Genomic DNA, 25,207 nt, shown 5'->3' on the forward strand with positions numbered 1-25,207 from the left:
ACGCACCCGTCCGACGCACCAGTCCGACGCACCAGTCGAAGAGATATTGAGGAGCACGACATCATGAAGAACATCCTTCCCCGCCACGGCGTTGCAGCGTCGCCCGCCCAACCGGCCCAGGCCGCGCGCGGGGGCGCTGCGCCCGACGGCCATCGCGCCCGCATGAAATCCCTCATGCGCACGGCAGGCATGCTGCCCGTGCTCGTGCTGCTATGCATCGGCTTCGGCTTCCTGACCGATGGCTTCGTCACGTTCCAGAATCTCTCGATCGTCGCGCAGCAGGCGTCGATCAACATCGTGCTCGCCGCCGGCATGACCTTCGTGATTCTCACGGGCGGCATCGACCTCTCGGTGGGCTCGATACTGGCCGCCTCGGCGGTCACGGCCATGCTGTGCTCGACCGTGCCGGGCTGGGGCTGGCTGGGCATTCCCGCCGCGCTCGGCGTGGGGCTTGGCTTTGGCATCGTCAACGGCGCGCTGATCTCGCTGCTGCGCCTGCCGCCGTTCATCGTCACGCTCGGCTCGCTCACGGCCGTGCGCGGCATCGCCCGCCTCATCGGCCACGACACCACCGTCTTCAATCCGCAACTCTCGTTCGCCTTCATCGGCAACGGCACGGTGTTCGGCGTGCCCTGGCTCGTGATCATCGCGCTGGTGGTGGTGGCCGTGTCGTGGTTCGTGCTGCGCCGCACGGTGCTTGGCCTGCACATCTACTCGGTGGGCGGCAACCCCGAAGCGGCGCGCCTCTCGGGCATCAAGGTGTGGGGCATCGAGATGTTCGTCTATGCGGTCTCGGGCCTGCTCGCGGGCCTGGGCGCGGTGATGTCGGCCGCGCGCCTCTATGCCGCGAACGGCCTGCAGCTCGGCCAGTCGTACGAACTCGACGCCATCGCGGCGGTGATCCTGGGCGGCACGAGCTTCGTGGGCGGCGTGGGCTCGATCGTCGGCACGCTGATCGGCGCGCTCATCATCGCGGTGCTCTCGAACGGCCTCGTGCTGCTGGGCGTCTCGGACATCTGGCAATACATCATCAAGGGCCTCGTGATCGTCGGTGCCGTGGCGCTCGACCGTTACCGCCAGCGCGGCTCGGCGCGCACCTGAACCGCTTGACCGGCCTTGAACCGGCCTTGAACCGGCTTTGAAAGCGGGGGCAGGCGGTCCTCCTGCCCCCGCCCTGCATGACACACACCAACCGGACCCCTCTGGAGACAACGTTATGTTCAAGAAAAAGGCTGCTTTCGCTGTTCGCGCCGCTGCCGCACTCGCGCTCGGTTTCGCGCTGCAGGGCGCGCATGCCGCCGACAAGCAACTGAAGTCGATCGGCATCACCGTGGGCTCGCTTGGCAATCCTTACTTCGTCACGATCGTGCAGGGTGCCGAAGCCAAGGCCAGGCAGCTCAATCCGAATGCGAAAGTCACCGCCGTGTCCGCCGACTATGACCTGAACAAGCAGTTCACGCAGATCGACAACTTCATCTCGGCGCACGTCGACATGATCCTGCTGAACGCCTCCGATCCGAAGGCAATCGAGCCGGCCGTGAAGAAGGCGCGCGCCGCGGGCATCGTGGTGGTGGCGGTGGACGTGGCTGCCGCGGGCGCCGACGCCACCGTGCAGACCGACAACGTGAAGGCTGGCCAGATCTCGTGTGAATATCTGGCGAAGAAGATCAACGGCAAGGGCAACGTGATCATCGAGAACGGCCCGCAGGTCTCGGCCGTGATCGACCGCGTGAACGGCTGCAAGCAGGTGCTCGCGAAGTCGCCGGGCATCAAGATCCTCTCCGACGACCAGGACGGCAAGGGTTCGCGCGAAGGCGGCATGAACACCATGCAGGGCTATCTCACGCGCTTCCCGCAAGTGGCCGGCGTGTTCACCATCAACGATCCGCAGGCCGTGGGCAGCGATCTGGCCGCCAAGCAACTCAATCGCAGCAACATCGTGATCACCTCGGTGGACGGCGCGCCCGATATCGAAACGGCGCTCAAGACCAGCACGCTGGTGCAGGCCTCGGCAAGCCAGGATCCGTGGAAGATGGCGCAGACGGCCGTGCAGGTGGGCTACGACATCATGAACGGCAAGAAGCCCGCCAATCCGCTGATCCAGATGACGCCGCAGCTCATCACGCGCGACAACATCGGCAGCTACAAGGGCTGGTCGTCGCCGCATTGAGTGGCTTTATTCGGTGTTGCCCCTGTCATGATTCAGGGGCAAGCTCGATTGTCATGTGAAGTACTACTTAATTTGTCAGCCAATGTCCCCACTGCCTTCGGAGCGCCCATGACGACCGATCACCATCCGCGACTCGCCCGGTATTTCCCCACCGTCGACGAAATTCCATCAGAACATCGGCTTGCCGCTCCCGTTCATCAGCGCGGCTTCCTGATTGGCGGGCAGATCCTGACATGGGATGGCCCCTGTAAAACTGTACGCTCGCCGGTTTGCATACGCGATGCGGCGACCCGCGATGTCAGCCAGGTCGAGATCGGTAGTTACCCGTTGATGGGCGAGGCACAGAGCGACGCCGCCCTGGATGCCGCTGTCGCCGCGTACGACAATGGCCGGGGTCAATGGCCGACGATGACGGTCGCCGGCCGCATCGCCTGCATGCAGGCGTTCGTGAAAGGCATGGTCGAGCGCCGCCAGCAGATCGTCAACCTGCTCATGTGGGAGATCGGCAAGAGCCTGATCGACTCGCGCAAGGAGTTCGATCGCACCATCGAATACATCCAGGCCACGATCGAGACGCTGAAGGGCGTGGAAAATGACCATTCGCGATTCATGGTCGTCGAGGGAACCATTGGCCAGGTTCGGCGCACGCCGCTAGGTGTCGTTCTGTGCATGGGGCCGTACAACTATCCGCTCAACGAGACGTTCTGCACCCTGATCCCCGCGTTGCTCATGGGCAATACCGTGGTTCTAAAGCCGCCGCAATACGGCACGCTGCTGTTCGAGCCGCTGCTCGAAGTCTTTCGCGACGCGTTTCCGCCCGGTGTGGTCAACACCATCTACGCACCGGGCCAGTTGGTGGTGCCGCGCATGCTGGCCTCGGGCAAGATCAACGTTCTGGCATTGATTGGCTCGAGCCGCGTGGCGGACCATTTGAAGAAGCAGCACCCCAAGTCGCACCGTCTGCGCGCAGTGCTGGGCCTCGACGCGAAAAACGCGGCCATCGTGCTGCCCGACGCCGACCTCGATCTCGCCGTCAAGGAATGTCTGCTCGGCGCCCTGTCGTTCAACGGACAGCGCTGCACAGCCCTCAAAATGCTGATCGTGCACAGCAGCGTCGTCGATGCGTTTCTCGGGCGCTTCACCGCCGAACTCGCGCGGCTCAAGATGGGCATGCCCTGGGAAGCCGGCGTGCATATCACGCCCTTGCCGGGGCCGCACCGCACGGCCTACATGACGGAGGCGATCGAAGACGCCGTGGCAAAAGGCGCGCGCGTCGTCAACGAGGGCGGCGGTGAATTCTGCAGCACGCTGTTCGACCCCGCTGTCGTCTACCCCGTGCGCGAAGGCATGAAGCTGTACCGGGAGGAACAGTTCGGTCCTGTCGTGCCGGTGATGAGCTTCGACTCGGTGGACCAGGCCCTCGACTACGTGATCACCTCGGATCACGGTCAGCAGGTGAGCATTTTCGGCACCGACACCGCGCAGATCGGTGCGCTGGTGGATCCGCTCGTCAACCAGGTCTGCCGCGTGAATATCAACTGCCAGTGCCAGCGCGGGCCGGACGTGTTCCCGTTCGCCGGGCGCAAGGATTCGGCCGAAGGCACGCTTTCGGTCAGCGACGCGCTGCGTGCGTTCTCAATCCGCTCGATGATCGCGGCCAAACTGACCGAGTCGAACAAGACACTCCTCAACACCATTGTTCGTGAGCATCAATCGAAGTTCATCAACACCGACTTCATCTTTTAAGCGGAGCGAACATGACGCGTCGAAAACGTAATGCCAAGATCGTCGCCACACTGGGACCATCGAGTTCCGACCTGAGCACCGTGCGCGCCCTGTTCGATGCCGGCGCCGACGTGTTCCGGCTCAACTTCAGCCATGGCACGCATGCGCAACATCAGGAGCGCATGGAGATCATCCGCCGTGTCGAGCGCGATACGGGGCGGCCCATCGCTGTGCTGCTCGATCTGCAGGGCCCGAAGCTGCGCATCGGCACGCTCGCCGATGGTCCGGTCACGCTGCAAGCCGGAGCGGCGTTTCGCGTCGATTTGGACCCCACCCCGGGCGACGCCACGCGTGCGCCGCTGCTCCATCCGGAAATCTTCGCGGCACTCGAAACCGGCACGGAATTGCTGGTCGACGACGGCAAGGTGCGCCTGAAGGTACTGCGCTTCGGACCGGACTTCGCCGACACGCAGGTCATCACCGGCGGCACGATATCGGATCGCAAGGGTGTGAACGTGCCCTCGGTGCTGCTGCCCATTCCGGCCATGACACCCAAGGATCGCGCCGACCTCGAGTTCGGCCTGACACTGGGCGTCGATTGGGTCGCGCTGTCGTTTGTGCAAAGAGCCGAGGACGTGCACGAGGTCAAGGCGATCGTCCAGGGGCGCGCAGCCGTGCTGGCCAAACTGGAGAAGCCGGCCGCGATCGACTCGCTCGATGCGATCGTCGATGCGGCGGATGCGATCATGGTCGCGCGCGGCGACCTGGGGGTCGAACTGCCGGCCGAACAAGTGCCGCGGATCCAGAAGCAGATCGTCAGAGCCTGCCGGGCCGCCGGCAAGCCGGTCGTCGTTGCGACCCAGATGCTCGAATCGATGATCGCCGCGCCGGTTCCGACTCGGGCCGAAGCCTCGGACGTGGCCAACGCCGTGTACGACGGCGCGGACGCCGTGATGCTGTCGGCCGAGTCCGCCTCCGGCAAATACCCGCGCGAGGCGGTGGCGATGATGGACCGCATCATCGCCGAGGTGGAATCCGATCCGGACTATCGCAGCGCGATCGACGCATCTCACACCGCGCCGCAGGCCGCTGTCGCTGACGCGATCTGCCTGGCCCTCCAGCAGACCGCGAAGCTGCTGCCGGTGGCGGCGATAGCCACCTACACGCGATCGGGTTACACCAGCCTGCGCGCAGCCCGGGAGCGGCCGGCGGTGCCGGTGCTGAGCATCACTCCGGAACTCGCCACCGCGCGCCGTATGGCGCTCGTCTGGGGCGTGCATCCCGTGAACGCCGACGAAAGCATCAGCGACGTGCCTGACATGGTGGACAAAGCCTGCGCGATCGCTCGACGCGAAGCCTTCGCGCAGGCGGGCAGTTTCGTCGTCATCGCCTCCGGGATGCCTTTTGGTGTGGTCGGCACGACCAACTTCCTCCATATAGCCAAGGTCTGAGCGCCATGCCCGGGATGTCAACGCAATCCATGCATCGACATCCCGGGCAAATTCGCGCCACGCGACGAACCGGGCCGCGAGGTGTTGGCGATAAAGGCAAGCGAGAAGCCAATGTCGTTTCAGTGCGAAGTGCTGCCCGGCTTGCGGCGCGCAGTTACCTTGATTCGTCGTGCTGCACGATCGCGCACACCGCCGATGCCGTCGCCACGAGCTTGTCGTCCTGCCACAGCTCGCCGGACACGTTGCACACGCCGCGCCCCCGGCGAACGAGCGTCGAGCGTCGAGCGTCCAAGCAGCTTGCCCACCTTGGCCGGCCGCAAGAACGACGTATTCAGACTCAGGGTGGCGCACTGCTCACCCTCACTGAGGGTGGACACAACGAGCAACGCAGTCACGTCGTCAAGCATCGCGGACAGAATGCCACCCTGTATGTGACCGGCCGGATTCAGGAACGCCGGCGCGCCGACATACTCGGACTCGAGCGCCCTATCGCTCAGCGAGGCAACCCTGCCGCCAAGCGCTTGCGTCACCGGTGGCGGCGCCCCCTCCGGGCCGAAGAGCCGTTCGTGAACCCGGTTGTGATCGATTTCCATTGATTGCCTCTCTCCATCTCGAAGCGCCTGTGCAGCCGCTGTCGCGCTTCATCGAATCCGGCTCTATGCGCCGCGGAACGCGGGCTTGCGCTTTTCTTTCCACGCGAGCGCACCTTCGCGCAAGTCATGCGACGCATCCGACTGGGAAACGTCGCGCCGAAACTCGCTTTCGTCGAACGTACCGCTGGCGATGCGGTTCAGATGTTTCTTCATGCCGAGCAGCGCAAGCGGCGCCATGCCGGCCAGCTCGCCGCTCAGGCGCTCCACTTCCTGATGCAGCGCCTCCGGCGCCACGACCGTGTCGAGGAAGCCACACGCCAGCATCTGCGCCGCGTCGAACGTAGCGGCCGTGAGCAGCAGCTTCTTCGCCACATTCAACCCGAGCCGCGACACATATCGCTGCAAGCCGCCGCGATAGAACAGCAAGCCAAGCCGCGCGGCCGGCACGAACATCTGGGTCGGCTCCACGCCGATGCGAAAATCGCAGGCAAGCGCGAGATCAGTCGCGCCACCGTAGACGCCCCCGTTGATCGCCGCGATCGTCACCGGACGTGCACGCTCCAGCTCGTTTGCGAGTTCCTCGAAGCTCGCGCCCGCATTGCCGTCGGCCACGCTGCCGATGTTGAAGCCTGCGCAAAAGTGCCGCCCTTGCGCGCACAGTCGCAGCACGAGCACCTCGCGTCGCGCGTTGACGTCGCGAATGAAGCCCCCCAAGGTCTCCAGATCTTCCAGTTCGAGCCGGTTCGCCATATCCGGACGGCGCAGCGTGATGGTCGCGATCGCGCCGGCGACGTCGAGTGACGGCGCCAGGCCGGGCGAATGTGCGGCAGGTTTCGAGGTCATCGTCGGCTCAGTGAAAGTCGTAGATCTGCATGGTGGTCTCGCCCGCTTCGATGCGCTTGCAGATGGCAGCCTCGTCCGCTTCGCGCTTTACAGCCTTCTCCACCACGTCCGAGGCGCGCGCGCGCGGAATCGCAACCACGCCATCGCGGTCGCCGACGATCAGATCGCCCGCGCTGATCGTGACGTTGCCGATCATCACCGGTTCGTTGATCCAGCCGATCGCGCCATAGTCCTTGCCCGTGCCCCGGATCGACAGGCCCCGTGCGAACACCGGAAAGCCGATCTCCTCGAGCAGGTCGGCATCGCGCACGCCGCCGTCGATCACAAGGCCGGCCAGTCCACGCTCCCTGGCGGCCGTCGTCATGACCTCGCCCCAATAGCCGTGCTCGTAGACGCCATTGGTGTACACCACGAGCACGTCGCCGGGCTGCGCGAGCACGAGCGCACGATGCAGCCAGAGGTTGTCGCCGCCCGGCGAATGCACCGTGATGGCGGTGCCGCAAATCCTGAACCGGGGCGCGATGGGCTTGATGGACCAGGGCAACGCGCCGATCTTGCCGCCCGCCTCGTGCAGCGTTGCCGCGGGCAGCCTGCGCGCGGCTTCGACGACGCTCGTCTCCACGCGCTCGAACGTCGTGCGTACCGTAGTGGCCGGATTGTGTTCTTTCATCGTCATTGCTCCCGCGTCTGCAACTGGTGGTACTTGAACTGCTTGCGCGCTTCATCCAGACGCATCCCGCCGCGGCACGCTTCGCGAATCGCTTCCTCGGCACGATGAATGGTTTCGGCCACGTCGAGCACCGCGTCTTCGTGCTCTTTCGGGATCGCGATGACACCGTCGGCATCGCCGCGCAGAATATCGCCGGGTTGCACGCGCGCGTCGCCGATATTGACGGGCACGTTCGTCGCCTCCACCTGCACGCGATCCTTGCCGGTGCGCATCCAGTGATCGCGGCTGAAGACCGGATAGCCAAGCTTCAGGCACAGCGCAACGTCGCGGCACACGCCGTTGATCACGGTGCCGGCGATGCCGCGGCGGTGCGCGATCTCTGTCATGATGTCGCCCCACACCGTGGCATCCTCACGGCCGTTGTTGTCGAGCACGATCATGCTGCCGACCGGCACGTCGTCGATGAAGTCGCCGACGGTGCCCGGCGGGTTCGCGGCCGGGCCGTACTTGATCGTGAACGCACGGCCCGCGGTGCGGAACCCGGTGCTTCTGGGCTTGATCTTGTAACACTGGCCGGCGATACCGAGCTTGTCGAGGGCGTCGGAGAGCGTCGCGGTATCGAGCTTCGCTGCACGCTCGACATTCTTGTCATGGTTCGTCATGGTTCGGATTCCTGCGTGTTTGCTGAATATGTCCGGAGGCTAGCGCTTACTTGAGCATGTGCTCGTAGCTGCCGCCCATCACCTGGCCGACCGGCATGCCGGCCAGAATCGCCTTGGCCATTGCGGCTTCCTTGTTGACGATCATTTCGGCGGTCTCGAGCACGGCTTCGATGTCGGCGGCGCGAATGAAGATCACCGCGCTGTTGTCGGCCACCACGTAGTCGCCCGCGTTCACCGTCACATCGCCGATCTGCACCGGCACATTGGTGCCCTTCTCGACCACGCGCGCACGCGCGGTCCGGGCCGTGGTCGCGCGGCTGAACACCGGCAGCTCGTAGCCAATGGCCTCATCGATATCGCGCACCGGGCCGTCGGCCACCACGCCCGCCACGCCGCGCACCCTGGCGGCGAGCGACAGCAAGCCGCCCCAGCAACCCGCTTCCACGCCGCTCTTCTGCTCGACGACGATCACGCTCTCGGCATCGGCCTGCTCCACCGCGGTGCAGCCGAGGTGCACGGGCGGTCCCGGGGGCGCTTCGCCCGTGCCGAGCTTGACCGTGATCGCGCGGCCCGCGATGCGGCCCGAGCCGGCGCGTTGCGGCAGACCGCTCACCACGCCGTTCAGCTTGAGTTTGTCGAGTGCGTCCGACACGGCGCAGCAATCGAGCCGGCGCAGGCGCTGTACGTTTTGGTCAGCCATGATGTGTTGTGCTTTCCTGATAGAAACGTGAAGTGTCATGCATGCGTCCCGCCCCACGCGGAAGGGACTACCGCATTCAGTCGAGTGTGCGCCAGGCCGCGAACGCGAGGCCCGTGCCGGTCAGGGCCGCCGTGCGGTAGCCGGGCACATAGCGGACCCATTCGAGATCGAGCGCCTTGAGCGCCTCGACGCCGATGATCCAGTTGCGGATTTCCGAGCTGCCGGCCTGCAGCTGCTTCGGATCGAGCCCGGCCAGCCAGTCGCTGTCCTTGCGGCGGATCGCGTCGATGATGTCGTTGTCGAGCTCCTCGTCCACCACGAAGTGCGAGAGGCCTCCCGACGCGAGCACGCCCACGCGCAGATCTTCCGGATAGGACTCGATGAGCTCGCGCAGCGCGCGGCCGAGCTGGATGCAACGGCGCGGCGTGGGCTGGTTCGGCGGATCAAAGGTGTTGACGATGACCGGAATCACCGGCAGGTCGATATCCTGCAGGTAGCGCCGATGAATGAACGAGAACGCGTGGCCCTCGTACTGGTCGCGCTCGAGACCGTCCATTGCCGCAATGTCGAAATCGCGGTTGCACAGTTCGCGGATCAGCCACCGGGCCATGTCGGCCTTGACCGGATAGTGCACGTCGGCATCCGGCTCCTGGCGCATCGTGCGTGCCTTCGCGTACCAGCTTTCGTTCGGGCTCGACACGCGCTTTGCGTTGCGGATCGTCTCGCCGTAGTAGATCGCGAAGGCCGGATTGTTGGTGGTGCGAAAGAGCTCCGTCTGGTCATCGCCGACCACGAGCAGCACGTCGAGCTTCGCCGCGCGGATACGCTCGCGCAATTCGTCCATGGCCGCTTCGGCCTGATCGTAACGCTCGCCCATCTTCCCGGACGTCACCATCGCCTCGGCATCCGGCGGCGCGATCTTGAGCAGCGCTTCATAGGTCGTGGGGTTGCCGAGTCGATCGAAGTAATGCGGATTCTTCGGATCGACCTGCTTGAAACCGTGCTGCCAGTCCTCGCGCTGGCAAACCAGCATGATGCTGTGCGATGAACCGAATCCGGCGACCAGTCGTGCCATTTCGTCTCTCTCCCATGCCTTCCATTAAGGTGCGTCAGACCACGAAGGCCGAGCGCCACTGCTCAATCTGCTGATTCGTATAACCCAGTTCGTTCAGAATCGCCTGCGTATGCTCGCCTTGCTCAGGGGCCAGGCGCGGTGTCTCGGCGCGCGGGTATCGTGAAAGACGGAACGGCGTGCCAACGAACGAAACTTCGCCCCTGCCCGGCACGTTGGCGGGCCAGGCGATGCCAAGATGCTTGACCTGAGGATCGTCGAATACTTCGTTGACCTGGTAGATCGGGCCGCACGGCACGCCGACCTTGATCAGCAACTCGGTCCACTCGCGCGTGGTGCGCGTGAGGAACACCTCGCCCACCGTCTTGTTGACCGCATCGCGGTTTTCTACGCGCGCCGGGTCCGATTCGTAGCCGGGCTGGCCAATGAGGTGCTGCAGGCCGAGCGCCTCGCACAGGCGCGCAAACATCGAATTGCCGATTGCGGCCAGGTTCAGGTAGCCATCCTTCGTCGGGAACACGCCGGTCGGCACCGTGAGCGGATGCTCGTTGCCGACCTGCTCCGGCACCTTCCGGTCCACCAGCCATTGCGCGGCCTGGAAGTCGAGCATCGCGATCTGTGCCTCGAGCAGCGAGGTCTGCACCCATTGGCCTTCGCCCGACACTTCGCGCTCCAGCAGCGCGACCAGGATCGCCTGGGCGCAGAAGTGCCCCGCGCACAGGTCGGCAAGCGGAATGCCAACGCGCATCGGGCCTTCGCCCGGCTTGCCGGTCAGGCTCATGAGGCCGCCCATGCCCTGCGCGATCGAGTCGAAACCCGGCCACTTCGCATACGGGCCATCCTGGCCGAAGCCCGAGATGCTCGCGTACACGATACGCGGATTGACGGCGCGCAGCGCTTCATAGCCAATGCCGAGGCGCTCCTTGACGTCCGGGCGGAAGTTCTCGATAAACACGTCGGCACGCTTGACGAGTTCTTGCAGGATCGCGAGACCGGCTGGGTCCTTCATGTTCAGCGTCAGGCTTTCCTTGTTGCGATGCAGGTTCTCGTAGTCGGCGCGATTGTGGTCACGCCCGCCGATCATGTCGTCACCGCCTGGCGCCCCAGGCGGGATCTCCAGCTTGATCACGCGCGCGCCCATATCCGCGAACACGCGCATGGCCGCAGGGCCCGCGCGCACGCGCGAGGCATCGAGGATCGTGAAGCGCGACAGCGGCCCCTTCTTCGCATCGTGCCAGCCATGCTGTTGCTTGAAATCCGCAGACATGCTCAATCTCCTTCAAATCGGCGCGAACATCGGCACCGGATAAGCGCCCTCGCTGGGCTTGAACACCACCTTGACGCGCTGGCCGATCGACACCGCGGCCGGGTCGCAATCGACGAGGTTGGTCAACATCGTCACGCCCTCGTCGAGGCTCACGAAGGCCAGCGTGTAACGCGCCTCGTCCTTGCCCATCGTGCTGAACGAATAGACCGTGCCCAGGCCCTTCGTATCGAGCCACTCCGTATTCGCGCTCATACAGTGCGGGCAGATGTCGCGCGGGTAGTAGTGCGTCTCGCCGCAGTCCTCGCAGCGCTTCACGAGCAGACGCCCGTCTTTGGCCGCCTCCCAGAACGGCATTGCCTCGGGCAGCACGCGCGGCGCGGGAATGCGGCGCGGGCCGATTGGCTTCGTAGCCGGTTTGGCGTCCGGAGCGCTTGCACCAGCCATCGCTTGATTCGTGCTCATGGTTACTCCCGTTCCAGGATCAGCGTGCCCGCGGTATGACGCGACGCGAGCGCGCCGCCGATCCCATTCGCAAGCGCGATATCGCAGTTCTTCACCTGCACGGCGGGATGCGCCTCGCCGCGCAGCTGGCGCACGGCTTCGATCACCTTGGTGACGCCGCCGCGGTTGGCCGGATGGTTGTTGCACAATCCACCGCCATCGGTGTTGAACGGCAGCTTGCCAACGCCGGAGATCAGGTTGCCATCCATCACGAACCTGCCGCCCTCGCCCTTTTTGCAGAAACCGAGATCTTCGAGCTGCATCAGCACCGTGATCGTGAAGCTGTCGTACAACGACGCATACCGGATGTCCTGGGGCGTGAGGTCAGCCTCGGCGAACGCAGCCGCACCCGACCATTCCGCCGCCGACCATGTGAGATCGATCTTGCCGCCTGCCGCATGCTTGGGTGCTTCACCCGTACCACGCACCTTGACGAGCGGGCGCTTGAGCTGCTTCGCGATTTCCGGGCGCGCGACGATCAGCGCGCCGCCGCCATCGCTCATCACGCAGCAGTCGAGGCGGTGCAGCGGATCGGCGACCATCGGCGAATTGACGACATCCTCGACAGTCACGACATTGCGCAGCATCGCGTTCGGGTTGTGCTGCGCGTGGTGCGACGCCGCCACCTTGATCCACGCGAGCTGCTCGCTCGTGGTGCCGAACTCGTACATGTGCCGTTTCGCAACCATGCCGTACAGGTTCTGCGTGGCAGGGCCGAAGGGCAGCTCGAACTGCACTTCGGGCGCGTCGGGATCCGGCGCCTTCAGCGACAGCGCGGCGCCCGCGGCACGCGGACGGCCCGCGAGCGTGATCAGCGCCACGTTGCAGCGGCCGGCCTTGATCGCTTCAGCGGCGTGCGCGACGTGCAGGATCGGCGCGGACCCGCCGCACTCGGTCGAATCGACATGGCGCAGCTCGAGGCCCAGATATTCGGCGACCGTCGTGGTGCCGAGGCCGGGTGCGTCACCGGCGCAGAAGTAGCCGTCGATGTCGTCCTTCGTCAGGCCCGCATCCTCGAGCGCGCCCTTCGCGACGTCGGCGTGCAGACGCAGCACCGAAAGATCGTTGGCCTTGCGCGTCGGATGCTCGTAGGCGCCGACGATATAGGCTGCTCCGTTCAAGCTCATTCAGCTTTCTCCTGTGCGAGACGCTGCGCCGTGAAGCGCTGCAGATGCCATGTCGCGTCGCCGTAGGTCATGTTGATCGCGAACATGCGTTTCGCGTAGTGGCCGACGCGGCACTCTTCGGTCATGCCCATGCCGCCGTGCAGCTGGATGCCCCATTCGCCAGCCGTGCGGCACGCATCGCCGACGTACGCCTTCGCAGCCGACACGAAGCGGCGGCGGCGTTCGGGATCGTTCTCGTCCACGGCCATCGCGGCGGCGCAGGCCATCGACTTGCTCTGTTCGAGCGAGATCAGCATGTCGGCCACGCGGTGCTGCAGCGACTGGAATTTCGCGAGCGGCGCGCCGAACTGCGTACGGGTCGTCAGGTGTTCGGCCGTGTGTTCGAGCAATGCCTCGAGCGCGCCGACCGATTCCGCCACCAGCGCAGCGTTCGCGCGGTCGAGTGCGGCGTCGATAAGGTCGTGGGCCGCACCGGCGGCGCCGATCAGATCGGCCTTGCTCACGACCACGTTGTCGAATGTGACGTGAGCGGCTTCGCGCGCATCGATCGTCTCGAAGTTGCGCAGGCTGACGCCCGCGGCTTTCGCATCCACGAGGAAGAGCGACAGGCCTTGCCTGTCGCCACGCTGGCCCGAGGTACGCGCCGCCACCACGAAGGCATCGGCGGTCGCGGCGTCGAACACGATGATCTTGGTGCCCGTGATTTTCCAGCCGTCACCGGTTTCGGCGGCAGGCACGGCCAGCCGCGTGATGTCGTAACGCGCGTCGGCTTCGCTGACGGCGAGCGCCAGCACCTTCTCGCCGGTTGCCGCGGCTTCGAGCCACCTCGCCTTCTGCTCCTCGCTGCCGGCCGAGCCGATCAGCGCCGCGGCCGGCAGGCCGCTCGCGAGCCAGCCCGCACCGCCCAGCGCACGGCCGAGCTGCTGCGCGACCAGCATGGTTTCCACCGCGCCATAGCCGCCGCCGCCATGACCGGAATCGATCACGAGGCCGGTAATGCCCATTTCGGCAAGACCCTGGCGGCGCTTTGCGGCGAGCTCCTTGTCCTCGGCGTTGCCACGCTGGTGTGCGGGATATTCGCCTTCGCAGAAGCGGCGCACGGCATCCTGCAGCGTGACGTGATCTTCAGTCAGAGAAAAATCCATGTTCTTTTTTCCGCCTCAAGCATTGAAGAACGCGCGGCTGATCAGATTGCGCTGCACTTCGTTTGTGCCGCCGTAGATCGACACCTTGCGCGCGTCGAAATAGTTCGCCGCTACCGCGATCAGTTCGTCCGGGCTCGGACCTTCGTAGCCGGCCACATCGAGCATGGCCTGCTCGTCGAACGGCACGCTGAACGGGCCGGCGATTTCAGTCAGGAGTGCATAGATGCCCTGGCGCAACTCGGTCCCGCGTACCTTGAGCATCGGTGCCTCGACCGACGGCACGCGGCTCGCCTGATTCGCGCTCAGCATGCGCAGGCCAGTGAATTCGAGGGCCATCAGTTCGATCTCGAAGCGGCTGATCCGCGCCTGCAGGAGCGGATCGTTTTCGAGGCCCTGCTGCTTTGCGAGGTGCCGGGCGCGCGCGAGTTGCTGCTTGCACGAACCGATACCGGCGATGCCGGTACGCTCATGGCCGAGCAGGTACTTCCCGTAGGTCCAGCCCTTGTTCAGTTCACCGACGAGGTTTTCCTTCGGCACGCGCACGTTGTCGAGGTAGACCTCGTTGAGGTCGGCGCCGCCTTCGAGCATCCTGATCGGGCGGACTTCCACCCCCGGCGCATGCATGTCGATCAGCAGGAACGAAATGCCTTCCTGAGGCTTTGCTGCCGGATCGGTGCGCACGAGTGCGAACATCATGTCGCACCAGTGAGCATAGGAGGTCCAGACCTTGTGGCCGTTCACGACGAAATGCTCGCCTTCATCGTCCGTGGCAAGCACTGCCGTCGTGCGCACTGCGGCGAGGTCCGAGCCCGCGCCCGGCTCCGAGAATCCTTGCGCCCACCAGGTTTCGCTGCGCAGGATCTTCGGGATGTACCTCGCTTTTTGCTCAGGTGTGCCAAAGGTATTCAGCACGGGGCCAAGCATGTTGATGCCGCTCGCCACGATGCGCGGCGCACCGCCGAGCAACGTTTCCTCATCGAAGATGTAGCGCTGCACGTGCGTCCAGCCCGGACCGCCATCTTCCTTCTTCCATGACGGCGCGATCCAGCCCTTCTCGTAGAGTTTTGTGTACCACTCGACGTAATCTTCACGCTCGATACGCAGGCCGAGTTCGGCCTTGCGCTTCAGGCGCGGCGACAGGTTCTGCTTCACGAATTCGCGCACTTCGGCGCGAAATGCCTGGTCCTCGGCAGAGAATTCCAGTTTCATTCGATATGTCTCCTCTGACCCGGGGCTCAGTGATGGGCTGGGCCCTGGGCGCCGCAGATCACAAGGGCGTCGAGCGCCAGAACGCGGTCCGGATAGGCGACCAGCGGGTTGACGTCGATTTCCGTGATTTCGGGGTTGGCACGCATCTGGTCGGCGATCGCCGCCACGGCCTTCGCCACCGCCTTCGTGTCCACGCCTGCCGCGCCGCGCACGCCGTCGAGCATCGCCGCGGCCTTGAGTCGACCCAGTTCGACGACGATGTCCTGTTCTGCCATGTCGGCGGGCACGAGGCGCACGTCCTTCAGGACTTCGATGAAGATGCCGCCAAGACCGACCAGCACGACCGGCCCCCAGTCGGCGTCACGCCTGGCACCTACCACGAGTTCCAGTCCGCGCGGGCCCATCGCCTCGACCAGCGTGCCGTCGAGCACCAGTTCAGGACGGTGCGACTTCACGCTCGCGTGCAGTTTGTCCCAGCCGGTGCGCAACGCCGTTGCGTCGGCGAGGCCGACCACCACGCCACCCACGTCGCTCTTGTGCGGCAGTTCGCTCGACTGGGCCTTGAGCACCACCGGGTAGCCGATTTCGTCAGCGATCCTGAGTGCTTCGTCGAACGACCTCGCGAGGCCGCCCTTCGGCACCGGCAGGCCTGCCGAAGCGAGCCAGCCCTTGCCCTGGTATTCAGCGAAGATGCCGTTCGGCGGCACGGCGCCCGGCAGCGGGATGGCCTTCGGCGCATCGGTGCGGGCACGTGCGGCGCGCGCCAGCGATTCGCCGTACGCGGCCACGCGGGCGCAGGCACGCAGGGCGCGGTCCGGCGAACGGAACAACGGCACGCCGCTCGCGGCAATCGCTTCCGTGAAGAAGTCTTCGAGCTTGTTGTTGTCGCCCATCACCGTGAGCACCGCGGGCTTGGTTGCGCGCGCAAGCGCTGGCACGAGGTGGTCGGCCTTGTCGCGCTGTGCGATCGACGGGCCGCCCATGATCGAGAGCACCAGCGAGCCGATGTTCGGATCGGCCAGCACCGCGTCGATCAGCTCGCCGATCAGTCCCGGGTTGCGCACGCCGATCGTCGTGTAGTCGAGCGGATTGTCGGCCACGGCGTAGTCGGGCAGCAGCCCGGTCAGTTTCTGGAGGGTCGGGTCGGTCAGGCGCGGCAGCGTCAGGCCGATGTCCTCGGCGAAATCGAGCGTGATGTTCTTGACCGCGCCGGAAGCCGTCATGACGGCCGTGCCGGCCGCCGGCGGCACCGGGAAGCGCGCGAGGATCGTCGTGGTGTCGAATAGCTCGTCCAGCGAATCGACCACCACCACGCCTTCACGCGCCAGCAGCACGCTCGCGCTCGCATGGTCGCCGGCCAGTGCGCCGGTGTGCGACTGCGCGGCCTCACGGGCACGCGCGCTCTTGCCCGGCATCAGCATCACGATCGGCTTGCCGGCGGCGCGCGCTTCGCGTGCCAGTTGCAGGAACGTCTGCGGACGGCGGATCTGTTCAGCGTAGACCGCTATTGCACTCGTTTGCGGATCGGCGATGAACCATGCCAAATAGTCTTCGATACCGAGGCTTGCCTCGTTACCGGTGGAGACCGTTGCCGTCATCGGCTGGCCACGGCCCATAAAGGCGTCGCGCAGGTTCGCGGCCATCGCACCGCTTTGCGCCACCACACCCACGCCGCGGCGGCCGCCGCCCGGGTACGGTGCCACGGCTTCGAAGGTCACTGGCACACCGGCCTCGAAGTTCGTGAAACCCATGCAATTCGGGCCGATCAACGCGACGCCGCCTTCCGCGGCGACGCGTGCGAGCGCCTCCTGCTTCGCGCGACCTTCGTCGCCGGCCTCGGCATAGCCCGAAGCGAAGATCACGGCGGCGCCGGCCTTCAGCCTGCCGAGCGTGCGCACCGTATCGAGCACGCCGGACTCCGGAATGCACAGGACCGCCAGATCGATGCCTTGAGGCAGCGCCTCGACGCTGTCCACGCAGGCACGGCCGTTGATTTCCTGGCTGCTGCGCGACACGAGGTGGATATCGCCCGCGTAACCGAAACGCTCGAGGTTCTGCAGCACGAAGTTACCGAAAGCACGCGGGTCGGCGGATGCCCCGACGATCGCAATCGACTTCGGCTTGAGCACACGCTCGACAGGCTGCACGCCGGCTACATCTAAAAGGCTTTTGCTCATCTGATCTGACCTGTGATGTTGACTGAACCCGGCTCTGGCATACCAGAACCGCTGTAGTTGTACGGATTCTGGCATACACTGACGCCTGTTTCAACACACCAGACATACAAAACTACCCCTGGTATTTCCCCTATAAGCCGCCTCAAAAGCCCTGATAAACTCTCACATCACATTGAATAATAATAGTTTTTCAGTCTTTTCCCAGCGTGCGGAGCGGCACGGCTCGAGCGTCAATGCAAACCCTTAATTGAATGCCATGAAACGCTTGTGGTATATTTTTATCACCCGAAACACCTGTGCAGCCACGCCTCAATGAAACTTGCAGCCGACCCCACTCTTAAGCGCAGCGAAACTCCCGCGCGCAGTAGTGCCAGTCGCGCGAGCGATATTCGCGCCACCCTGGAGGCCGCTATCGAGCTGGGTGAACTCGCCCCGGGCGCACCGATCGACGAGCGTGCGCTGGCCGCCCGCTTCAATGTGTCTCGCACGCCGGTACGCGAGGCGCTTCAGCATCTGGTCGCGCGCGAGCTGGTGGTGGTTTCGCCGCGTCAGGGCATCACGGTGGCGCGACTGTCGATTGCCAAGGTGCGCGCCATGCTGGAATACATCGGCGAACTCGAGGCACTGTGTGCCCGTTTCGCAGCGCGCCGCGCCAGCGACGAGCTGCGCGAACAGCTGGACCAGATGCTGGTGGTTTGCCAGCAGGCCGCCGTGGCGGGGGATGCGTCCCAGTATGCGCTAGCCAATACGCAGTTTCACGAGCTGATTTACGAAGGCAGTCGCAACCAGTACCTGGCCGCTCAGATCCGCACCGCTCGCCGCCGTTCGGCACGTTATCGCGTGGCAGACCTGCGCAACCGCAGCCAGATCACGCGTTCGCTGCAGGAGCACTTCGAAATCGCGCGCGCCATCCAGGACGGCCACGAAGCCCAGGCAGCCGAAGCCATGATGAAGCACGTCCCGGCCGGCACCACCGGTTTCTCCGAATTCCTCGCGGCCGTGCCGCGCCACTTCTTCGATCCCGGCGAAGACTGACACGCCGTGCCATCTCAACGAATCCACGGAGGAGACATGCCCCAATCCATCGACGTTCCAGGCCTCGCGCACAAGGTACCGATTCCGGTCGGTTCGCGAATCGGCAACGTGCTGTGCTCGTCGGCGATCGCCGGCAAGGATCCCGCCACCGGCAAGCTCGCCGAGACCCCGGCAGAACAGGTGCGTCTCGCGTTCGAGAACGTCAGGCGCTTCCTCGCGGCAGGCGGGGCCGCGCTGGACCACGTGGTGAAACTCGCTGTCTACGTCAAGGACGACTCGGTGCGCGAATACATCGACGCGCAGTGGCTTGCCTTGTGGCCCGATGCCGCGCATCGCCCGGCACGCCATGTGACCGTGTACGACCTGCAGCACGGCATGGTCATCCAGCTCGAAACCCTTGCGGTGATCGCGTAAGCGCCGCAAGCCCTTTTGGCTCACCGCCGAACTTAACACTCCGAACCGAACTGAGGCTCAACCATGATCATCGATTCCCACGCCCACGTCGTCATGCCACCGCAAAGCTTCCGCTACATGGCGGAGCTGGTCGGCGGCCGCGCGAACCCGTCGGCCAACCCGAACATCCCGGACGAGTCGGTGCGCCAGCAGGCCGAGGAACTCGTGCGCAGCATGGATGCAGTCGGCACCGACGTGCAGTTCATCTCGCCGCGCCCGTACCTGCAGATGCACTCCATCAAGCCGTCGCGCGTGACTCAACTTTGGACGCGTCACTGCAACGACCTGATCAAGCGCTTCGTCGACATGTTCCCGGACCGCTTCCGTGGCGTGGCCGGCCTGCCGCAATTCATGAACGAGTCGCCGGCCGAGCACTGCGTCGCCGAACTCAAGCGCTGCGTCAACGAACTCGGCTTCGTGGGCACCCTGCTGAACCCGGACCCGACCGAAGGCGAAGGCCCGGCCCCGGCTGGCCTTGGCGACCCGTTCTGGTACCCGCTGTATGACGCGATGACCGAACTCGACGTGCCCGCGCTGATCCACTCGGCCGGCAGTTGCAACCCGCGCGAGTCGTACACGCTGAAGTTCATCAACGAAGAGAACATCGCCGTCATTTCGCTGCTCGAATCGAAAGTATTCGAGAAGTATCCGAGCCTGAAGATCGTGGTCGCGCACGGCGGCGGCGCCATCCCCTACCAGATGGGCCGTTTCCGTGCGTGGGCGGCACGCCGCAACAGCCCCGTGTCGTTCGACGATCAGTTGAAGAAGCTCTACTTCGACACCTGCAACTACTCGAAGGATTCGATCGAACTGCTGCTCAAGGTCGCCGGCACGGACAACGTCATGTTCGGCACCGAGAAGCCTGGCACCGGCAGCGCGCGAGATCCGGTCCTGGGCCGAGACTACGACGATATGAAACCGGTGATCGAGAGCATCGAATGGCTGACCGAAGCGCAGCGCAAGAACATCTTCGAATGCAACTGCACGCGCGTGTACACACGTGCGTTCCGTAACTACAAGTCCTGACGCGCGCAACGCGAGGAGTACTCATCATGGCAATGAGCCGCGAAGACAACGAACTGCTCACGCGCGTCGAGAACGGCGCGCCGATGGGCGAGATGATCCGCCAGCATTACTGGATGCCCGCCGTGCCCTCGGCCACGCTGGAAGCGGACGGCGCGCCGGTGCTGGTGCGCCTGCTCGGCAGCAGCTACGTGGCGTTCCGCGCCACCGACGGCCATGTCGGCGTCGTCGACGAACTGTGCCCGCACCGCCGCACTTCGCTGATGATGGCGCGCAACGAAAACAACGGCCTGCGCTGCATCTTCCACGGCTGGAAAGTCGATGCATCGGGGGCCGTGGTCGAGGCGCCGAACCAGGTCGGCGACCAGGAGCAGTTCTGCAAACGCGTGAAGACGAGCCAGTATCGCGTCATGGAACGCGGCGGCGTGGTCTGGGTGTGGCTCGGCAAGGGCGAAACCCTGCCGCCGTTTCCGGAACTGCCGTTCATGGACCTCGCGCCCGAACACCGCTCGGTGACGAGCGTCGAAGTGCCGACGAACTGGGTGCAGGCGGTCGAGGCCTCGATGGATTCGTCGCACGTCGGCGTGCTGCACGAGTCGACCACGCAGATTACCGCGGGCGGCGGCAACGAACGCATGATCATGACGAAAGCGCTCGCGCCGCGCTTCGAATTCGAGGATCGCCCGTACGGCTATCGCTACGCGGCCCTGCGCGACATGCCGGACGAGAAGGTCTATGCGCGCGTGAACAACTTCGTGATGCCCTGGTACGGCATCATCTGCCCGCCCGACGCGAAGGGCCCGACGACGGTGTTCTTCTCGACACCGGTCGATGACCTCACGCACCGCGCGTGGTTCATCCAGTACAACCCGCACCGTCCGCTCGGCATGACCATCATGTCGGCCACACCGGACGTCTGGAACTTCCCGCCGCTGCCGCCGGGCCCGCGCGAGCAAGCGTTCGGCCAGAACCGCGACCTGATGAAACGCGGTCACGCGACCGGCTTTTATCAGCACCTCGGCACGGAAGACTTCGCGATGTTCCTCGGCCAAGGCCCGATCTACGACCGCACCCAGGAGCAACTTTGCTCGGCCGACGGTGCCGTGCTGCGCGTGCGTGCGCTGCTGCTGAAGGCCGTGCGCGAGTTCATGGCCGGCAAGACGCCGACGCTAGCCGACAGCCCGCAACTCGATTACTCGAAGGCCGTCTCGTTCGGCGGCGTGCTGCAGGCAGGCGACGACTGGCGCACCCTGACCGATACACAGTAAGAGCCATTGCCATGACCACCATGCTCGCACCTACTCTCAAGCTGCGTATCGCGTCGGTTGACGCGCCCACCTCGCTGATCAAGTCCTTCACGCTCGAGGCCGAGGACGGCGCGTTGCTGCCGGGCTTCGAGCCGGGCGCGCATATCCAGGTTGAGATTCCGGCCGCTGACAGCGGCGTCGCGCAGTGGCGTTCGTATTCGCTGATCAACACGGATCCGCAGCAAGATACGCGCTCTGGCGTGCACGCCTACCGTCTCGGCATCCGGCGCGAGGACGAGGGTCGCGGCGGTTCGCGCTTCATGCACACGCTGCGGACCGGCACCACGCTCACGGTGCGCTCACCCGTCAACCACTTCCCGCTCGCCGCGCCGCCTTCAGTCATCCTGATTGCCGGCGGCATCGGCATCACGCCGATGGCGGCCATGGCAGCGGAACTGAGCGCGCAGAACCGCGACTACACGCTGCATTTTTCGGGGCGCACGCGCGACGCGCTGCCGTTCGTCGAAGAACTGCGCGCCTTCGCGGGCAAGCGCCTCGTAGTGCATGCCGATGACGAGGGCACCACGCGCCTGTCGATCGACACGCTACTCGATGACGCGCAAGTCAATCAGCCGATCTACGTGTGCGGGCCGGCCGGCATGATCGACGCGGTACTCGCCGCTGCACGCCATCGCGGCTGGCACGAGTGCGACCTCCATTACGAACTTTTTAGCGAAGCCGCACCGCAGGAGGGCGACACCGCCTTCGAGGTCGAGCTGAAGTCCTCCGGCAAGGTACTGAGCGTGCCGGCCGACAAATCGGTACTCGACACATTGCTCGATAACGGCGTCGATGTCATGTACGACTGCCGCGCCGGTTATTGCGGCCTGTGCTCCACCCAGGTCTGCAGCGGCGAGGTCGACCATCGCGACACCTACCTGTCGGACACCGACAAGCGCGCCGGCAAGGTCATGCAGGTCTGCGTTTCGCGCTGCAACAGCAAACGCCTCGTGCTCGACCTGTGACTGCATTTTCAGCCCATCAATCAGCATGACTGACCATTATCGGACTTATATCCAACGGAGCGCCGTATGAGCGAAACTCTGGTTACCTATGAACTCGACGGCGCAGTGGCGTTGATCGGCCTGAATCGTCCCGACAAGCGCAATGCGATCAACGAAGACGTGATTGCGCAGTTGCGCGACGCTGTCAACCGCGCCGGCGACGAAGCCATGTGCGGTGTCATCTACGGCCATGGCGGAAACTTCTCGGCCGGACTCGACCTGCGCGAGGCCCTGTCGCGAGCCACCGGGCAGGCCGCGCCACCGAAAAAGCGCCGCCGTCACTCGTGGCACGAAGTGTTCGATCTCATCGCACGCGGCCCGATTCCATTCGTTGCAGCGCTGCACGGGGCCGTCGTCGGCGGCGGTCTTGAGCTGGCGACCGCCGCTCATGTACGCGTCGGCGACAAGACCTGCTTCTTCGGCCTGCCCGAGGGCCAGCGCGGCATCTTCGTGGGCGGCGGCGGCACGGTTCGCATCCAGCGCGTTGTCGGCTACACCCTGATGGCCGACATGATGCTCACGGGCCGCCTGCTGAACGCCGAGGAAGGCCAGCGCGAGCACATCATCACCTACCTGACACCGGAAGGCGGCGCACTCGAGAAGGCAAAGGAACTCGCGGCGAAGATCGCGCAGAACGTGCCGGATACCAACTGGCGCATCACGAACCTGCTGCCGCGTGTCAACGATCTCTCGCACGAGGACGGCCTGTTCCTCGAGTACATGAGTTCGAACATGATGCGTTCGCCCGAAACCGCCGCCCGTCTGCAGAATTTCGTGGACGGTAACGCCAAACTCGTCAAACCGGAGTAAAGCCTGCATGAGTATCCCCGCAGAACTCACGCCGCAGGAAGCCGCGGCACTGGCCCATGTGAAAGCCGCCGAACAAGCCGCTGCGCAGATCCCCGTTCCCGCCGGCGTCAAGCCGCGCGACATCAGCCGCACCGCCGTGATCGGCGCCGGCACGATGGGCGGCGGCATCGCCATGGCACTCGTCGCCGCCGGCATTCCGGTCACGCTGATCGACGCCAACGACGATGGCCTCACGCGCGGTCTTGCGCGCATTCGCGACAACTACGACGGCAGCATCAAGCGCGGCAAGCTGGACGTTGCCACGCGCGACGAGCGCCTCGGGCTCATCACGGGCTCGACCTCGATTGCCGACGTCAAGGGCGCCGACATCATCATCGAAGCCGTGTTCGAGGATCTCGGCCTCAAGCAAGGCATCTTCCGCGAGCTCGACCTGCACGCGAGGCCCGGCGCAATCCTTGCAACCAATACGTCGGGCCTCGACATCAACGATATCGCGGCTGTCACGAAGCGCCCGCAAGACGTGGTCGGCGCGCACTTCTTCAGCCCTGCGCACGTGATGCGCCTGCTCGAAGTCGTGCGTGCGGACCAGACCTCCGACGACGCCGTGGCCACGCTCATGGAACTGGGCCGCCGCATGGGCAAGGTGTCAGTCTATGCGCGCGTCTATCCGGGCTTCATCGGCAACGCGCTGTTCCGCAATTACAACCGCGAAGCGCATTTTCTCGTCGAAGACGGCGCACTGCCGCACGAGGTCGATGCCGCGCTCAAGGATTTCGGCTACGCAATGGGCGTCTTCGCGGTGCACGACATGGCCGGTAACGACGTCGGTTATCAGACGCGCAAGGCGCAGATGGCCACGCGTGCAAACGACCGCCGCTGGAACGATCTCATCATGAAGCTCGTCGAGAGGGGGCGCCTCGGGCAGAAGAGCGGCAAGGGCTGGTATCGCTATGAAGCGGGCGAGCGCACGCCGCATCGCGATCCGGAAGTCGAGCAATATATCGTCGAGGAATCGGCGCGCATGGGGATCGCGCGTCGCCCGATCTCACCGGACGAGATCATCAAGCGCTGCATGTACGGCATGATCAACGAAGGCGCAAAGCTGCTCGAGCAAGGCATCGCGCTGCGCGCGAGCGATATCGACATCGTGTACGTGACCGGCTACGGGTTCCCCGCCAAGCGCGGCGGACCGATGTACTACGCCGACCAGATCGGCCTCGCCAATATCTATCAGGACGTTTTGCGTCTGTACGAAGAGTACGGTTACTGGTGGAAGCCGGCGCCGCTGCTCGAGAAGCTCGCGTCCAGCAACGGCAGATTTGCCGATCTTTGACCCCGCGGTAAAGGGTGCGCCGGGCAGCCGGCGTCACCCATCTGCTAAAGCCCTCCCCGTTTGCGGGGGCTTTGTCGTCCTGGGGCCTGCCGCTCACTCGTCTTCGAAGACAGGTTCCGTCGATGAAACCGCGTCATCGCGGCCCGAAGCGGGCGCGCCTGCGAAGTATTCGGGCGGCAGCGTGGCGAGGAACTCCGAGAAGCCCGAATCGCCGCCCGGGGAATGTTCAGCCATGGCCGCCCCGGCGGCGGCTTCGTCGCCCGACAGCAACGCTTGCGCCAGCTTCTGGTGATCGGCAATTGCCTTCTCGCGCCGGCTTGGCGCCAGAAACGGCTTGGGCCTGTAACGTGAAATCAACCGGCGGATCGAGCGAATCTGATCGGCCAGGTAATCGTTATGGCAAGCATTGCAGATGACTTCGTGGAATGCCGAGTTGGCGCGCGCGAAACCTCGCGCATCATTTTCCTGCAATGCGGCCACGCCCTGGTCAACGGCCTTTTGCAGTGCTGCTCGCTGCGCGTCATTCATGCGCCGCGCTGCCAGGCGCGCCGACACGATCTCCAGCTCGCTGAGCAGCTCGAGCACGTCACGCAGCTGCGGCACCGACATTTTGTTCACGAATACACCCTGCCGCGGCACGATCTGCACGTACTGCTGGGCAGCGAGCTGCTGCAGCGCCTCGCGGATCGGCGTGCGCGACACATTGAAGCGCGCCGCCAGCGCCCGCTCGTCAAGCGTCGCGCCCGGGACCAGTTCACCGCGCTCGATTTCCGCTTCGAGAAGCGCCTTGATTTCGGCCGATCGGCTCAATTTCGGGACCTGATTCATCGAATGAGAATCACAAACATGAGAAGTTGAACGAGATAATGCGCACGCGAGCGTGCACTCCTATGATACTCCATTGGTATACCAGATGTTGAGTGCCATCCG

At 64.8% G+C, this 25,207-nt stretch carries 23 protein-coding genes and 2 pseudogenes; 11 read left to right on the forward strand and 14 right to left on the reverse strand.

The features are described 5' to 3' along the window. Positions 1 to 144: 144 nt before the first annotated feature. The 4 genes and pseudogenes from P5W98_RS16730 to pyk all read left to right on the forward strand — a co-directional run. Positions 145 to 1,101: pseudogene (locus P5W98_RS16730) on the forward strand (ABC transporter permease subunit); the annotation flags it as partial. A 115-nt stretch (positions 1,102 to 1,216) separates the two neighbouring features. Further along, the gene (locus tag P5W98_RS16735) at positions 1,217 to 2,170 is read left to right on the forward strand and encodes an ABC transporter substrate-binding protein (RefSeq protein WP_421026893.1); all 954 of its coding nucleotides are present in this window, start codon (positions 1,217 to 1,219) and stop codon (positions 2,168 to 2,170) included. Positions 2,171 to 2,278: 108 nt separating this feature from the next. Continuing rightward, positions 2,279 to 3,916, forward strand: coding sequence for an NADP-dependent glyceraldehyde-3-phosphate dehydrogenase (locus P5W98_RS16740; protein ID WP_421026892.1), 1,638 nt, complete (start codon positions 2,279 to 2,281; stop codon positions 3,914 to 3,916). Between the two features lie 11 nt (positions 3,917 to 3,927). Continuing rightward, the gene (gene pyk / locus P5W98_RS16745) at positions 3,928 to 5,346 is read left to right on the forward strand and encodes a pyruvate kinase (RefSeq protein WP_421026891.1); all 1,419 of its coding nucleotides are present in this window, start codon (positions 3,928 to 3,930) and stop codon (positions 5,344 to 5,346) included. A gap of 48 nt (positions 5,347 to 5,394) precedes the next feature. On the opposite strand, the pseudogene P5W98_RS16750 reads toward pyk, so the two are convergent. From P5W98_RS16750 to P5W98_RS16810, 13 genes and pseudogenes are all read right to left on the reverse strand, one after another. Then, a pseudogene (locus P5W98_RS16750) lies at positions 5,395 to 5,484 on the reverse strand (IS6 family transposase); the annotation flags it as partial. Then, complete coding sequence (locus P5W98_RS16755; RefSeq protein WP_434718528.1) at positions 5,466 to 5,939, reverse strand: PaaI family thioesterase; 474 nt, start codon at positions 5,937 to 5,939, stop codon at positions 5,466 to 5,468. The gene P5W98_RS16755 and the pseudogene P5W98_RS16750, both read right to left, overlap by 19 nt. A gap of 63 nt (positions 5,940 to 6,002) precedes the next feature. Further along, positions 6,003 to 6,782: an enoyl-CoA hydratase/isomerase family protein gene (locus tag P5W98_RS16760; RefSeq protein WP_421026889.1), complete on the reverse strand. Its 780-nt coding sequence runs from the start codon at positions 6,780 to 6,782 to the stop codon at positions 6,003 to 6,005. A 7-nt stretch (positions 6,783 to 6,789) separates the two neighbouring features. Then, positions 6,790 to 7,458 carry a 4-carboxy-4-hydroxy-2-oxoadipate aldolase/oxaloacetate decarboxylase gene (locus P5W98_RS16765; protein ID WP_421026888.1) on the reverse strand — a complete coding sequence of 223 codons (669 nt, stop codon included), beginning with the start codon at positions 7,456 to 7,458 and terminating at the stop codon, positions 6,790 to 6,792. After that, complete coding sequence (locus P5W98_RS16770) at positions 7,455 to 8,114, reverse strand: RraA family protein (protein ID WP_421026887.1); 660 nt, start codon at positions 8,112 to 8,114, stop codon at positions 7,455 to 7,457. The genes P5W98_RS16765 and P5W98_RS16770 overlap by 4 nt, the downstream gene beginning before the upstream one ends. A gap of 46 nt (positions 8,115 to 8,160) precedes the next feature. Continuing rightward, the gene (locus P5W98_RS16775) at positions 8,161 to 8,814 is read right to left on the reverse strand and encodes an RraA family protein (RefSeq protein ID WP_421026886.1); all 654 of its coding nucleotides are present in this window, start codon (positions 8,812 to 8,814) and stop codon (positions 8,161 to 8,163) included. A gap of 76 nt (positions 8,815 to 8,890) precedes the next feature. Then, complete coding sequence (locus P5W98_RS16780; protein WP_421026885.1) at positions 8,891 to 9,889, reverse strand: protocatechuate 3,4-dioxygenase; 999 nt, start codon at positions 9,887 to 9,889, stop codon at positions 8,891 to 8,893. Between the two features lie 34 nt (positions 9,890 to 9,923). Further along, positions 9,924 to 11,153, reverse strand: a complete 1,230-nt coding sequence (locus P5W98_RS16785) for a CaiB/BaiF CoA transferase family protein (RefSeq protein WP_421026884.1) — start codon at positions 11,151 to 11,153, stop codon at positions 9,924 to 9,926. A gap of 12 nt (positions 11,154 to 11,165) precedes the next feature. Further along, entirely contained in the window at positions 11,166 to 11,615 is a 450-nt protein-coding gene (locus P5W98_RS16790; protein WP_421026883.1) for a Zn-ribbon domain-containing OB-fold protein, read from the reverse strand. A 2-nt stretch (positions 11,616 to 11,617) separates the two neighbouring features. Next, entirely contained in the window at positions 11,618 to 12,781 is a 1,164-nt protein-coding gene (locus tag P5W98_RS16795) for a thiolase domain-containing protein (RefSeq protein ID WP_421026882.1), read from the reverse strand. Continuing rightward, entirely contained in the window at positions 12,778 to 13,926 is a 1,149-nt protein-coding gene (locus P5W98_RS16800) for an acyl-CoA dehydrogenase family protein (RefSeq protein WP_421026881.1), read from the reverse strand. Before P5W98_RS16800 ends, P5W98_RS16795 begins: the two co-directional genes overlap by 4 nt. A gap of 15 nt (positions 13,927 to 13,941) precedes the next feature. Next, positions 13,942 to 15,135 carry an acyl-CoA dehydrogenase family protein gene (locus P5W98_RS16805; protein ID WP_421026880.1) on the reverse strand — a complete coding sequence of 398 codons (1,194 nt, stop codon included), beginning with the start codon at positions 15,133 to 15,135 and terminating at the stop codon, positions 13,942 to 13,944. Between the two features lie 26 nt (positions 15,136 to 15,161). Further along, positions 15,162 to 17,312, reverse strand: a complete 2,151-nt coding sequence (locus tag P5W98_RS16810) for an acetate--CoA ligase family protein (protein WP_421026879.1) — start codon at positions 17,310 to 17,312, stop codon at positions 15,162 to 15,164. 312 nt (positions 17,313 to 17,624) lie between these two features. Between P5W98_RS16810 and P5W98_RS16815 the strand changes: the two genes are divergently transcribed. The 7 genes from P5W98_RS16815 (at position 17,625) to P5W98_RS16845 (ending at position 24,277) form a co-directional block, all read left to right on the forward strand. Then, positions 17,625 to 18,347, forward strand: coding sequence for a GntR family transcriptional regulator (locus P5W98_RS16815; RefSeq protein WP_421026878.1), 723 nt, complete (start codon positions 17,625 to 17,627; stop codon positions 18,345 to 18,347). A 36-nt stretch (positions 18,348 to 18,383) separates the two neighbouring features. Next, entirely contained in the window at positions 18,384 to 18,761 is a 378-nt protein-coding gene (locus tag P5W98_RS16820) for a RidA family protein (RefSeq protein WP_421026877.1), read from the forward strand. 63 nt (positions 18,762 to 18,824) lie between these two features. Next, positions 18,825 to 19,826 (forward strand): amidohydrolase family protein, encoded by a 1,002-nt coding sequence (locus P5W98_RS16825; protein WP_421026876.1) that lies wholly within the window; start codon positions 18,825 to 18,827, stop codon positions 19,824 to 19,826. Positions 19,827 to 19,852: 26 nt separating this feature from the next. After that, positions 19,853 to 21,091 carry a Rieske 2Fe-2S domain-containing protein gene (locus tag P5W98_RS16830; RefSeq protein ID WP_421026875.1) on the forward strand — a complete coding sequence of 413 codons (1,239 nt, stop codon included), beginning with the start codon at positions 19,853 to 19,855 and terminating at the stop codon, positions 21,089 to 21,091. Between the two features lie 11 nt (positions 21,092 to 21,102). Beyond that, positions 21,103 to 22,095, forward strand: coding sequence for a PDR/VanB family oxidoreductase (locus P5W98_RS16835; RefSeq protein WP_421026874.1), 993 nt, complete (start codon positions 21,103 to 21,105; stop codon positions 22,093 to 22,095). A 66-nt stretch (positions 22,096 to 22,161) separates the two neighbouring features. After that, positions 22,162 to 22,944, forward strand: coding sequence for a crotonase/enoyl-CoA hydratase family protein (locus P5W98_RS16840; protein WP_421026873.1), 783 nt, complete (start codon positions 22,162 to 22,164; stop codon positions 22,942 to 22,944). 7 nt (positions 22,945 to 22,951) lie between these two features. After that, positions 22,952 to 24,277, forward strand: coding sequence for a 3-hydroxyacyl-CoA dehydrogenase (locus tag P5W98_RS16845; protein ID WP_421026872.1), 1,326 nt, complete (start codon positions 22,952 to 22,954; stop codon positions 24,275 to 24,277). A 93-nt stretch (positions 24,278 to 24,370) separates the two neighbouring features. Here the strand turns inward: P5W98_RS16845 and P5W98_RS16850 are convergent, their stop codons facing one another. Next, positions 24,371 to 25,087 (reverse strand): GntR family transcriptional regulator, encoded by a 717-nt coding sequence (locus P5W98_RS16850; RefSeq protein ID WP_421026871.1) that lies wholly within the window; start codon positions 25,085 to 25,087, stop codon positions 24,371 to 24,373. Between the last annotated feature and the right edge of the window lie 120 nt (positions 25,088 to 25,207).

Source organism: Paraburkholderia sp. A1BS-2L (assembly GCF_051125205.1).
In the GTDB taxonomy this organism is placed as follows: Bacteria; Pseudomonadota; Gammaproteobacteria; order Burkholderiales; family Burkholderiaceae; genus Paraburkholderia.

Coding starts and splice junctions, on each gene's coding strand:
- P5W98_RS16760 (WP_421026889.1), bottom strand. CDS start 6,782: ATGACCTCGAAACCTGCCGCACATTCGCCCGGCCTGGCGCCGTCACTC.
- P5W98_RS16840 (WP_421026873.1), top strand. CDS start 22,162: ATGAGCGAAACTCTGGTTACCTATGAACTCGACGGCGCAGTGGCGTTG.
- pyk (WP_421026891.1), top strand. CDS start 3,928: ATGACGCGTCGAAAACGTAATGCCAAGATCGTCGCCACACTGGGACCA.
- P5W98_RS16740 (WP_421026892.1), top strand. CDS start 2,279: ATGACGACCGATCACCATCCGCGACTCGCCCGGTATTTCCCCACCGTC.
- P5W98_RS16765 (WP_421026888.1), bottom strand. CDS start 7,458: ATGACGATGAAAGAACACAATCCGGCCACTACGGTACGCACGACGTTC.
- P5W98_RS16830 (WP_421026875.1), top strand. CDS start 19,853: ATGGCAATGAGCCGCGAAGACAACGAACTGCTCACGCGCGTCGAGAAC.
- P5W98_RS16805 (WP_421026880.1), bottom strand. CDS start 15,135: ATGAAACTGGAATTCTCTGCCGAGGACCAGGCATTTCGCGCCGAAGTG.
- P5W98_RS16755 (WP_434718528.1), bottom strand. CDS start 5,939: ATGGAAATCGATCACAACCGGGTTCACGAACGGCTCTTCGGCCCGGAG.
- P5W98_RS16795 (WP_421026882.1), bottom strand. CDS start 12,781: ATGAGCTTGAACGGAGCAGCCTATATCGTCGGCGCCTACGAGCATCCG.
- P5W98_RS16790 (WP_421026883.1), bottom strand. CDS start 11,615: ATGAGCACGAATCAAGCGATGGCTGGTGCAAGCGCTCCGGACGCCAAA.
- P5W98_RS16810 (WP_421026879.1), bottom strand. CDS start 17,312: ATGAGCAAAAGCCTTTTAGATGTAGCCGGCGTGCAGCCTGTCGAGCGT.
- P5W98_RS16770 (WP_421026887.1), bottom strand. CDS start 8,114: ATGACGAACCATGACAAGAATGTCGAGCGTGCAGCGAAGCTCGATACC.
- P5W98_RS16825 (WP_421026876.1), top strand. CDS start 18,825: ATGATCATCGATTCCCACGCCCACGTCGTCATGCCACCGCAAAGCTTC.
- P5W98_RS16800 (WP_421026881.1), bottom strand. CDS start 13,926: ATGGATTTTTCTCTGACTGAAGATCACGTCACGCTGCAGGATGCCGTG.
- P5W98_RS16835 (WP_421026874.1), top strand. CDS start 21,103: ATGACCACCATGCTCGCACCTACTCTCAAGCTGCGTATCGCGTCGGTT.
- P5W98_RS16845 (WP_421026872.1), top strand. CDS start 22,952: ATGAGTATCCCCGCAGAACTCACGCCGCAGGAAGCCGCGGCACTGGCC.
- P5W98_RS16775 (WP_421026886.1), bottom strand. CDS start 8,814: ATGGCTGACCAAAACGTACAGCGCCTGCGCCGGCTCGATTGCTGCGCC.
- P5W98_RS16815 (WP_421026878.1), top strand. CDS start 17,625: ATGAAACTTGCAGCCGACCCCACTCTTAAGCGCAGCGAAACTCCCGCG.
- P5W98_RS16820 (WP_421026877.1), top strand. CDS start 18,384: ATGCCCCAATCCATCGACGTTCCAGGCCTCGCGCACAAGGTACCGATT.
- P5W98_RS16785 (WP_421026884.1), bottom strand. CDS start 11,153: ATGTCTGCGGATTTCAAGCAACAGCATGGCTGGCACGATGCGAAGAAG.
- P5W98_RS16735 (WP_421026893.1), top strand. CDS start 1,217: ATGTTCAAGAAAAAGGCTGCTTTCGCTGTTCGCGCCGCTGCCGCACTC.
- P5W98_RS16780 (WP_421026885.1), bottom strand. CDS start 9,889: ATGGCACGACTGGTCGCCGGATTCGGTTCATCGCACAGCATCATGCTG.